Annotated in this window: 12 protein-coding genes and 1 tRNA gene; 2 read left to right on the forward strand and 11 right to left on the reverse strand. The window is 40.5% G+C overall.

The genetic code is table 11. From position 1 onward, the window contains the following. Window positions 1–380 precede the first annotated feature (380 nt). Both BACCELL_RS01650 and BACCELL_RS01655 read left to right on the forward strand, forming a co-directional pair. Window positions 381–454 (forward strand) — tRNA-Asp (locus tag BACCELL_RS01650). 204 nt (window positions 455–658) lie between these two features. Continuing rightward, window positions 659–1,816 (forward strand): site-specific integrase, encoded by a 1,158-nt coding sequence (locus tag BACCELL_RS01655; RefSeq protein ID WP_007209757.1) that lies wholly within the window; start codon window positions 659–661, stop codon window positions 1,814–1,816. Between the two features lie 30 nt (window positions 1,817–1,846). Here BACCELL_RS01655 and BACCELL_RS01660 read toward each other — a convergent pair whose 3' ends face one another. The 11 genes from BACCELL_RS01660 to BACCELL_RS27200 all read right to left on the reverse strand — a co-directional run. Further along, a complete protein-coding gene (locus BACCELL_RS01660) occupies window positions 1,847–2,080 on the reverse strand; it encodes a DUF6965 family protein (protein ID WP_007209758.1) in 234 nt (77 codons plus the stop codon). A 12-nt stretch (window positions 2,081–2,092) separates the two neighbouring features. Then, window positions 2,093–2,302: a helix-turn-helix domain-containing protein gene (locus tag BACCELL_RS01665; RefSeq protein WP_007209759.1), complete on the reverse strand. Its 210-nt coding sequence runs from the start codon at window positions 2,300–2,302 to the stop codon at window positions 2,093–2,095. Beyond that, complete coding sequence (locus BACCELL_RS01670) at window positions 2,289–2,843, reverse strand: hypothetical protein (protein WP_007209760.1); 555 nt, start codon at window positions 2,841–2,843, stop codon at window positions 2,289–2,291. Before BACCELL_RS01670 ends, BACCELL_RS01665 begins: the two co-directional genes overlap by 14 nt. Window positions 2,844–2,855: 12 nt before the next feature. Continuing rightward, window positions 2,856–3,161: a hypothetical protein gene (locus BACCELL_RS01675; protein WP_007209761.1), complete on the reverse strand. Its 306-nt coding sequence runs from the start codon at window positions 3,159–3,161 to the stop codon at window positions 2,856–2,858. 39 nt (window positions 3,162–3,200) lie between these two features. Further along, complete coding sequence (locus tag BACCELL_RS01680; RefSeq protein WP_157133857.1) at window positions 3,201–3,584, reverse strand: hypothetical protein; 384 nt, start codon at window positions 3,582–3,584, stop codon at window positions 3,201–3,203. Window positions 3,585–3,748: 164 nt separating this feature from the next. Further along, a complete protein-coding gene (locus BACCELL_RS01685) occupies window positions 3,749–4,294 on the reverse strand; it encodes a hypothetical protein (protein WP_007209763.1) in 546 nt (181 codons plus the stop codon). A 63-nt stretch (window positions 4,295–4,357) separates the two neighbouring features. Then, on the reverse strand, window positions 4,358–4,909 hold the full coding sequence (locus tag BACCELL_RS01690; protein WP_007209764.1) for an HNH endonuclease signature motif containing protein: 552 nt from the start codon (window positions 4,907–4,909) through the stop codon (window positions 4,358–4,360). A 2-nt stretch (window positions 4,910–4,911) separates the two neighbouring features. Next, entirely contained in the window at window positions 4,912–5,310 is a 399-nt protein-coding gene (locus tag BACCELL_RS01695; protein WP_007209765.1) for a D-Ala-D-Ala carboxypeptidase family metallohydrolase, read from the reverse strand. A 17-nt stretch (window positions 5,311–5,327) separates the two neighbouring features. Next, entirely contained in the window at window positions 5,328–5,699 is a 372-nt protein-coding gene (locus tag BACCELL_RS01700; RefSeq protein WP_007209766.1) for a hypothetical protein, read from the reverse strand. Between the two features lie 114 nt (window positions 5,700–5,813). Beyond that, on the reverse strand, window positions 5,814–8,819 hold the full coding sequence (locus BACCELL_RS25640) for a collagen-like protein (RefSeq protein ID WP_007209767.1): 3,006 nt from the start codon (window positions 8,817–8,819) through the stop codon (window positions 5,814–5,816). Window positions 8,820–8,892: 73 nt separating this feature from the next. After that, window positions 8,893–9,964: leucine-rich repeat domain-containing protein (locus BACCELL_RS27200; RefSeq protein ID WP_007209768.1), on the reverse strand; the 1,072-nt coding region annotated here is incomplete at its 5' end.

Here is a 9,964-nt window from a genome sequence, read left to right on the forward strand (position 1 = left end):
TGAATTCCGGGTTTTTAAAAACCCGGAATCAAACCCTTTCGGTTCCAACATCGTTTTTATCGTTTTCAAATTACAATTTTCTCGATTTGAGTTTGCAAAAATAACGATTTATTGTAAAATAACGAAGTTTTCGAGCAAGAAGTTTAAATCAAGCAACAGAAAGCTTCGTTTTCATTACAAAACCATCCCAATCCCCTTTCACAAAAAGCTCTGCAAGAACTTATTTTTTTTCATATTCCAATGTTCTCAAAATGAGGATATAAAAGGAAAAGTGATAAAATCAAGCAAAAAAATTTCATCGTAGCTATTGCAGGTTTCAAAGAAATGCCTACCTTTGCAACCGAAATCGAGAGAGAAAGCAATTAAGGAAATGAAATTATGGTGCGTTAGTTCAGTTGGTTAGAATACATGCCTGTCACGCATGGGGTCACGGGTTCGAGTCCCGTACGCACCGCAAAGAAGCGATAAAGGGATTAAACGAAAGTTTACTCCCTTTTATCTTATAATCAACTACTTATCTTTATATCACTATTACTCAGCACTCTTACAGTGGGTTTTACATGATGTTTAATCCATTGCAAGGAATAACTAAAAATCACGTTAAAATACTCAATGTGGTACAGTGGTACATCTTGCAATAAAAATTGTGGTACACACTATGAGTAACAATTTACCTATTATTCGTTTCGTTTTTGACAGACGTAAAAAAGCAACAGTAAGTGTGGCATCTTCTGTTGAGTTAGAAATCTATTTCAGCCGCAACCAACGGCGGAGATTGAGTACAGGCGTTAAACTGTATGCCGGACAATGGGATGATAAATTACATGCTATTAACCGTACAGACGGCATTCTTATTAATGCGCGCCTAACTGAGATTTATAAAAGACATGAACAGGTCTTCTATGATATGTATGCGCAAGGTTTAACAGCAACCTGGGAAAACTATGAGTTATTTGTCAAAGGAGAAGTAAAGAGGGATATTCCAAGTTCATTTCTTGACTTTATGCACAAGCGGATTGAAGAACGCGGATTAAGACATTCTACCAAGGTATCACAACTTGTGGCCTTAGAAGCATTAGCACGCTTTGGAAAAATCGATTCTTTTGCATCCCTTACTCCTGCAAACATAAAAGCATTTGACATGTTTCTCCGAACGGAAGATCCCAAACGGAGCCAGCCCACAATACATAATTACCACAAGCGTATTAAGGTGTATGTTAATGAGGCTTACGAGTTGGAATATATTGACCGTAACCCTTACGATCACTTCAAAGACAAACGTGGTAATCATAAACCAAGGAAGCCATTAACAGTGGATGAACTAAAATGCCTTAGAGATATACAGCTTTCTGATAAATTAGATCGTGTAAGAGACTTATTTGTTTTCTGTTGCTACACAGGTTTGGCCTACTGTGATATGAATGCGTTTGACTATTATAGAGATGTAATGACAGAAAATGGCATGAAATACATCGATGGATCACGAATTAAAACCGGGACAGGGTTCCTGGCACCGCTTCTTCAGCCCGCTATACAAATATTGGAAAAATACGATTATAAGCTACCTACTATATCCGACCAAAAATATAATGATTACCTGCATGTCATTGAAGAAAAACTCGATTTTCGAAAACCTCTTACGAGTCATATAGCCCGCCATACGTTCGCTACAACAGTTTGCTTAGCAAATGATATTCCGGTTGCTACATTAAGTCGAATGCTTGGACATAAGCATGTCAGTACCACAGAGATATATGCAAAAGTTATGGATTCATCCGTAAAGAGATGTGCAGAGAGATTGAATGGGATGATATAAAAAGCCTCAACAAAACTAGAAGGGAGCTGCTTATTCAGCCGCCCCTTCTACAAATTCCTTCAGCCTGTACAGTCGCGTAATGGCCGGATTATAGAATTGATCCGGATAATGCTGCTTGATATCGTTGATATTGGCTCTCACATAAATACTGGTGTCGGTAATATGTTCAGCTTCACTAAGTACTACCTCTTTGGGTAACTGTGCGCTCTCAGCCCATTTAATTAAAGCGTTCACGCTTTCCTCTTCGTAATTATAATTTGCCATAGCATTTATTTTCTATTTTTCTATAAAATCTAACTTATAGCCTAATGCATCAGCTATCTTACTCAGTAGATCGATGCCAGTACTATATCTTCCTGTCTCAATCCTGGCTATATTTCCAGGTGCGATATCCGTCAGTTCTGCGAGCTTGGCCTGCGATAGGCCTTTGGACTTTCGGATTTCAGCTATACGCTTACCGATTCGCTCTCTGTCATTCATCTCCATCCCGGTTTATATAAATATCCATATTTTGCATGAGTTCCTTATACTTCTTTAGGGTATTCAAGGTTTCTTCCGCTATTTTCATGGTATATATTGCAGTTTCTCTATCAGTAGCACGAGCCAGAAGGGCATCGAAATTAGCTTTATTTCTTTCAATAGTCAACTCCTGCTGTTTTATCTGGTCATCAATGCTAAAATCCCAATTCAATTCTCTTTCAAAAGTAGCAGTCAGATACTTCTTTGTACCTTTCTTCAACAGTGCCTGAATACGAGATTTAGTCTTAGTATTTACATCAAAATTATAAAAGAAATCTGATATGACAACTGCTATTCCACCACGCTTAAATCGTTCCATATAAGTGCTTATTTCGTTATTTTCCACAGCAGAGGAGCGAAGCATGAATTCATCAAATGCAATGTTCGTTGATAGTACAACAACACGAGCAATGAAACCAACTTCACGGTCATAACAGGTGATATAATCAAATGGATAGCCGGGCGATTTAGCCCGGTCTATCGTGAACAACGGATAATTTCTCTTCATCCTCTCGTTGGATTAATTAAAAAACAACAGTTTGCCAACGTCGCCGTTTTCATCTGTATATTGCCATGCAGTGCAATCAGAGAAATCAGTATTATCAAGAGGGAAGTTCTCGATGATTTCTTGTACATCTGCATCTGAAATTTTTACTTCTTGTACATCTGCATAAGAATCAACATCATCAACCATCGTATGCATCAACTCATCAGTCATATTTTGCCAATTAACCTGCTGGTTAACTTTACCACAATATTTATACCCAAATATGTAACTGTTGTTATATTCAATGCGTTTGATCAAATCACTTTTTAATGTTTTCATATTAGTTGCCCGTCATGCCGATAGCGCAGCATCTTAATCTTAGTTTTTAAAATATTTTATTGTCTCAAAGTTATCGTCATCAAAACATTCATCCCAATATACCTCGGTGAACTCATCCCTTTCTTCAGCGTCACGTTTGTAGGCCTCAAACTGATTTTCGGCTTCTTGCAAAGAAGTTGTTTCAAACCAGTCAACTTGATTATTCTTGACTGATAAGGATACGATATACTTCTTTACGATAGTTTCTTCTTTGATAATGAGATTCTTTAATATCTCAATGGCTTTTTCATTGCCATTAGCAGCCTCTCTTTCGAGAACTTGATAGTGAGTTAACTTTCTACCGCCATTGATGCCAGCAGAGCGAAGAATTGAAATAAAAGATGTGTGATTGATCTCTTGACCTTTGTATATGTAAGTAGTCATAATGTAGCGCCGCTTATCCGTTGCCGCCGGTTCTAATGATTTGATATACAAATATACTATTAAATTTGATAGTATACAAATATCATGCATTTATTTAATATATATTAATAAAAAGCCCCAACCGTCACCAGTCAGGGCAAACACTTATCACAGATAAGCCACTTCTACTTATTCTTCTTATAAATAAGCCATCCAAGCACAAGTATAAATAAGCCGACATATACATCCACTTTATGAAGCTGCCACCAAGACACCTCTTTTACTTTCTCTTTCTGAACTATGGCTGTATTTAATTCATTCCTTAAATCCGTCACTTCCTCAACAAGCCTCTGAATGGTAACTTTCAGTTCAGTCTCAGTTGTCTTATTCTCTTTCTCGTCTTTACTGGCATTCGTCTCACTCACAATAGTTGGATATTGCTTGCCGGTACTATCAGGAGGCGAGAGATAGACAGTTCTATTCTCAACCTTTAGATTGGATAGTTTCTCGCTTGTTTCTTTCCGTTGAGCTTCCATGTTGGCAAGTAAGGTATCCATTCGAGATTGCATTTGCTGTAAAACATTGGAATAGTCAACCTGCGTATTGCGGTCGGTGTTCTTAGGAGTGGCGCATCCGGCCAACGCCATCATAACGGACATTGCAATGAGTCCGAGAATCCCCCAGACTGCCAGTCCGAAGAATTCCTTTTTCTGCTTACTGGTTAGTCTCATAAGGCTTTCACTTCTTTACGGTTTGCACCTTCCCGATATCTGACATGTACCCATGAGAAACTACTATATTGCATATCCCAAAGCCTCCATTCTTTTAATATTACGTTTCGGCGATATACCAGTAACGTGAGCCCATGAACGCCCCGCCATTATATCACATATTGTTGGCTTGGATATTGAAAACATCGTAGATAAACTGCCAAGGTCTAACCCTAGTTTTTTTAATTTTATAATATCAAGCACTTTTTCTTTGGTCAACTTGGCTTGCGTATTTTTCTCACCAAAATGGGAATGGTGTAACTTATCAAAGCGATGTTTTTGATTTTCATTTCTTGTAACCCATTCAAGGTTAGAAACCGAATTGTTATGTTTATTACCATCCTTATGGTTTACTTGCGGCTTATTCTCAATATTGGGAATAAAAGTCATTGCAACAAGTCTATGTACAGTAAATCTTTTGAATTTGCCATTACCTATTGGTAAATCAACCCCAACATATGAACTTTGTGTTTGCGGAATAAGCCTATTCCCTTTCCTATTATAAATGTTTCCATCCAAATCAGCGTAATATCCTGCATGACCTGGAATTTCTAATTTTTGCCCGATCTTTCTCATAATTATAACTTTAATACTTGTTTTTTTATATTTCCGTCGTCGTAAGATACGTGTATCCAGCTAAAGTTTTTTTCGTCGATTAACTGCTTAAAGGGCAAGCCTAATGACTGGATCAGATAGAACAACCTCTTGTTCTCCTTTGGGCTTCCTCCGGTGATGTCCGCTGCCCGTCCGGTCATGTGGTCGCTCGTAGCTGAACCCTTCACCGCTTTATTGAGTGCAGGGCAACGGAAACCACTGTTCACGGTGATTGGCTTCCTGTATGCCTCCCGCAATGGGTCCAGCACATTATCTACTAATGCAGTCATATTGACTACATGCTCTTTCTTACATCGGTTATCAATACCCAGCCGGTCGGCTGTATCTGACTTGCAGAGTTCAGCGATTGTAAAGTACTTCATCTTTCTTCCTCCTTTTATTAATAATCACTGGGCGGCTGCCGATTGGCACATCCACGAACATCACATTTCTTTAGCTCGGCTTCTTTAAGACGCAATTCCAACTCATAATTCTTCTTTATAAGTTCCAGCTTTTCAGCCTTTAGTTTGTTGTTCTCAGAATACAGGAAATCTACTTTCCCGTCTCTTGAGGTCATTCGAGCATCAGACTTATCAAGCTGTCCGGATAAGTTAGAAATTACATTCAAAAGATTCTGTATCTCCGCTGCATCAGCGGAAGCATCTTCTTTCCGGGCATTCGTTTTTCGATTTACCCAGAAAGTTATAACCCATCGTATAGCTTCGAACCCACCTAATGTTCCGACTATAGCCAACCATTCATTTAAGCCCATATACTTGACATTTTCAAAATTAATACTACCTTTGTTATCGCATAAGACCGTTAAGGTCTTAGTATTTTGTCGTTATCCCGCCCGGCTTGTGAAAGTAGGACGGGATTTACTTTATTACGCTTTCAAATAATACTTAGTCGGCTCTCCATTCTTGAAAAATGTCAAACCGTGAGAAGGAACCAACTGACAGGAATAATCATCAGAACCTGATTTTTGAGAACAAAAGATTATTCCATTGGTTATTGAAGCTTCATCATATAACACATTATCTACATATCTACGCAGCCTAAGTCGTGGAAGATAATTAATAACACCATTCCACTCACTTTCAAAAAAGCTCAAGCTCCCAACTTCTGTATCGTTTTGATTGTACATTTTGAGACTATTCGTATCAGGGTCAATTTCTATACGAGTACCATTCAAGGAAGTGGAAATCTTACCTACTATTTCTATGTCTCCAGCTTCATTGATTTTAAAAGATTCATTGGGTGACTTTATATTCTTGAAGACTCCACTTGTAGCATTTACCTCACCATTGAATTTATACTTCCCATTTTCAGGATCAAGTTCAAAAATGACTTCATTATCCACCAAAGCGAAGATACCGGATCGTTCAACTCCATCAATTGTAATGCACTTATCTCCCTGGACTATGCCGGTCAAAATAGGTTCTTCAGCGGTCCCGGTATTCTTTCCCGTAAACAGTTTCGGAGATATCATATACTCGCTACCTATCTGTACCTTGTTCGTGTCCCACCCTACAAGCCAATCTGGTACATTTGACATAACTTTGGAGATTGAACCCTCAGTGAGCAACACATAATCAGGAATTGATTTTTCATAAGTCCTCACCGCAATACTGTCATATGCCGATGATATGTCGAGGGATATATTTATAAAGTTAAGCGATTCTAAAGGTTGACTGGAAAGTACTTCAACACCTTCCTTTAAATAAGATACACGCCATCTTTCAGGAGTATAATCTTCCTTACTACTTCCACTAATACGATATAACTTAGCTATAACAGTATTTCCCGAAATTGGGACACCATGTATGTCGCACGGGATATCATTAATCCGGGTGCCGTTCATACAGAACTCTATCGCAAGCATTACAGCATCCTGACCTGCAGCACCATCAAAACCCCGGAAGCGGCTCCAAGTATAATCTGCGGGATCATTACTCTCTGTTGCCGTATCCTTGTTAACCGCAATACCGATATACTTAGTCGAATCAGTCGGAATCTGATACATATCACTACCATCGGCATTATCAGAGTAGGCAATCCAGGTGTAAGTAGTCTTCCCATCCTCTCCTGCCGGACCGGGAACACCATCCGTTCCGTCTTCACCTCGGAAACGGCTCCAAGTATAATCAGAAGCCGCATTACTCTCTGTTGCGGTTTCCTTATTGTATGCAAGACCGATGAAAGTCTTGCCGGTTGGATCATTGCTTATCCCGGCTCCGTTCACATCATCAGCGTACTTTATCCAGGTATAATAAACCTTTCCATCTTTACCGGGAGTTCCGGGAACACCTTGGGGGCCTGTGTCGCCTTTTATCCCCTTTATCCTGATAGGAGTCCCCCAACTACCGGAAGATGAGCTTTCTGCGACCTTCTGAGACATCCAAACAACTGTGCTCGTTGCGTCAGTATGCCAGCCGTTCGAGGTGCCGTTTCCTGTAGGTTTTCCCGGTTGGGATTCACTGTCGTGATAGGTTATATAAACCGATAGGCCATCACTACCGGCAGCACCGGTGGCACCATCATTGCCATCTGTCACCATCAAAGCCCAGGCAGTACCATTATAGATGTATACCCGTCCGTTATCAGTATCACGATATACCCAGTTCTTTAGCGGGTTGATCGGAGGCGTAGATAGATCACCTTTCCAAACTATATCCAGTCCGTCAGCACCGTCCTTACCATTAGCTCCATCCACACCGTCAATAGTCATTTGATACCATGTACCGTCCTGATAGACATAGCTCTTACCATCAGTCGTATTCTTATATGCCCAACCATTCTGAGGATGAGAAGGATGAGAAACATAGCTACCCTTCCATACTATTGACGTGCCATCCTTACCATTAATACCATCGGCACCATTGGTACCATCACCCCCCTTTTCACCAGTATCTCCTTTATCTCCCTTGTCGCCCTTTTCACCTCTAAGATTCTCTTTGACTTCATCTGAAAGGTTATCCCACTTTAAGATAACATCTCCCATCGTGCACACATACTTTTTCTTGTCTGCATCCCATGCCCACGAGATCGCGCCACCGGCAAGTTTGCCGGACTTATCAGCATTAAACTTGGCGGAGCCGTCACCAAATTCCGCTGATCCGTCAGGATGTATACAGTAAACCGTATGACCGCTAGCGTCCGTGCCCTTTATCATGCCATTTTCGCAGTAAAATCCACGGGCACCATCTCCACCGGGAATATCGCCGCCAAGACGGGTTTTAACCTTACCGGTCCAGTCCTTACTATCAATGTCGAACATGATATCAATCGCAGGCTGGCCGCTTTCATCAGCATGAATATAGATGGCAGACTGCCGATTCTTATTCACTGAGTTGCCGAACTGGACAACATCATTACCTGGCTCTGGCGGATTGGTCACAATTCCTTCAGCATCCTTATCAAACTCCGATACCGATACATGGATCACATCGTCCACAACGGACGCAATCTTAACATGGTAGAATGTTTGTTTAGTACCTGTATAGGTCTGACACCGCATGAAGTCATGAGCGACAAAGCTCATAGTCTCATCCTCCAAGGTGATGAGGTATTCAGTGCCGTCTTCGGAGAGAGTGACAGTAGCTATCTTACCACACGCCTGGCTGATACCTAAAGACCCGATTATCGCACGCATCTTCGACACCAGCATCTCGAACACGATGAACTGTTCCCTCACCCGGATGGAATCTATCTCAAGCATCCATTTTCCTTTCACATACTCCCAGATTTTCCACCCATAACCTGCGAATCCGGACATGAAGTCTTCCACCACCTCCGCAACCCATTCTCCGGCCGCATTCATAACCTGCCTACCCGTCTTCTTGGCAGAAGCAAGCATACCTACAATCTTAGCTGTACTTAATATTGCCATTTCAATAAATTTTTATTCATCATTACCCTCATTTTCAAGTATATCAATCTCTTCATAATGCTCCGGAAGATATTTAGAAGTCATATTCGTAAATTCGATCTGCATAAGCGCTCCAGTTAGTAGCAGCCTTGTAAGCTGCACCACTACCAATAGAGACGTATATCTTGCAATGATTGTTAGTGAAGGCATCATTTCCAAGCATCGGGGGAATTGCTGTTTTTATGAATAGTGATTCCATTGATGTACAGTTCCGAAATGCACTGGACGATATTTGCGTTACTCCTCTGCCTATTACTATGCTTTTCAAAGAAGAACAGCCATTGAAGCAATCACCACCAATCTCGTAACATGTATCAGGAATATCACTGATTTCGGTTAGTGCTACACAATCCCTAAACGGGTCTCCATATAATATTTCAACTTTATCATTTAGTATGACCTTCTTTAGATTCGTACACCCCCTACATGTTCTTTGAGATACCTTCACTACATTGGTGCCAATTCCAAGGATTTCTATACTGGTATTTAAATAGAACATCTGATTACCTGTTTCCGTATTGCGATATCCCATATAGTATTCTTTAATATTAGTAAGTTGTGAAGGTGAACCTTCTATTGCATTCAGTTCTCTTAAATCAGCTATCTGAACTTTATTAGCATCAGAATATCTATCCCAATACAATTGTCTTTCAATAGCGGCTTCTTCGGCTGTCACATAGCCGTCATTGTCCGTATCGAAAACAGAAACGATAAAGGTTCTCGCGTACTTATCTGCAATATAAATTGCCGGTTCACCTTCCAAAATCAACTCTAATCTGTCAAAAGTATTCCTCAGGGAATTCACGAAGTCCTGATAATAGTTGGAATGGACAATTACCTTACCATCAAGAACCGGAATCGCTTCCTCTCCGGCCAGCCCTTCAGCAGACAAACCTTCATAGGTGCCGTCGGCCAGATTTGCAAGCATATTAAGAGCATCGGCAGAGTAATATTCCTCTTCAAATCCGACCGCACGAATGTGCTTCAGCACATGGTTAGTGCCTTGTGACTGCTGTGCCTCAATGATATCTGAAAGCAGCTGCACAGGCTTCAGCAAAGGACAATTCTCAATCAAAAAGTCGGTGATATTAACGGCACATTGACCG

The sequence above is a fragment of the Bacteroides cellulosilyticus DSM 14838 genome (assembly GCF_000158035.1).
In the GTDB taxonomy this organism is placed as follows: Bacteria; Bacteroidota; Bacteroidia; order Bacteroidales; family Bacteroidaceae; genus Bacteroides; species Bacteroides cellulosilyticus.

What these genes read in the sequence shown, in the direction of transcription:
- BACCELL_RS01660 (WP_007209758.1), bottom strand. Translation starts at nt 2,080, where the DNA reads ATGGCAAATTATAATTACGAAGAGGAAAGCGTGAACGCTTTAATTAAA.
- BACCELL_RS01670 (WP_007209760.1), bottom strand. Translation starts at nt 2,843, where the DNA reads ATGAAGAGAAATTATCCGTTGTTCACGATAGACCGGGCTAAATCGCCC.
- BACCELL_RS01695 (WP_007209765.1), bottom strand. Translation starts at nt 5,310, where the DNA reads ATGAAGTACTTTACAATCGCTGAACTCTGCAAGTCAGATACAGCCGAC.
- BACCELL_RS01700 (WP_007209766.1), bottom strand. Translation starts at nt 5,699, where the DNA reads ATGGGCTTAAATGAATGGTTGGCTATAGTCGGAACATTAGGTGGGTTC.
- BACCELL_RS01665 (WP_007209759.1), bottom strand. Translation starts at nt 2,302, where the DNA reads ATGGAGATGAATGACAGAGAGCGAATCGGTAAGCGTATAGCTGAAATC.
- BACCELL_RS01690 (WP_007209764.1), bottom strand. Translation starts at nt 4,909, where the DNA reads ATGAGAAAGATCGGGCAAAAATTAGAAATTCCAGGTCATGCAGGATAT.
- BACCELL_RS01655 (WP_007209757.1), top strand. Translation starts at nt 659, where the DNA reads ATGAGTAACAATTTACCTATTATTCGTTTCGTTTTTGACAGACGTAAA.
- BACCELL_RS25640 (WP_007209767.1), bottom strand. Translation starts at nt 8,819, where the DNA reads ATGGCAATATTAAGTACAGCTAAGATTGTAGGTATGCTTGCTTCTGCC.
- BACCELL_RS01680 (WP_157133857.1), bottom strand. Translation starts at nt 3,584, where the DNA reads ATGACTACTTACATATACAAAGGTCAAGAGATCAATCACACATCTTTT.
- BACCELL_RS01675 (WP_007209761.1), bottom strand. Translation starts at nt 3,161, where the DNA reads ATGAAAACATTAAAAAGTGATTTGATCAAACGCATTGAATATAACAAC.
- BACCELL_RS01685 (WP_007209763.1), bottom strand. Translation starts at nt 4,294, where the DNA reads ATGAGACTAACCAGTAAGCAGAAAAAGGAATTCTTCGGACTGGCAGTC.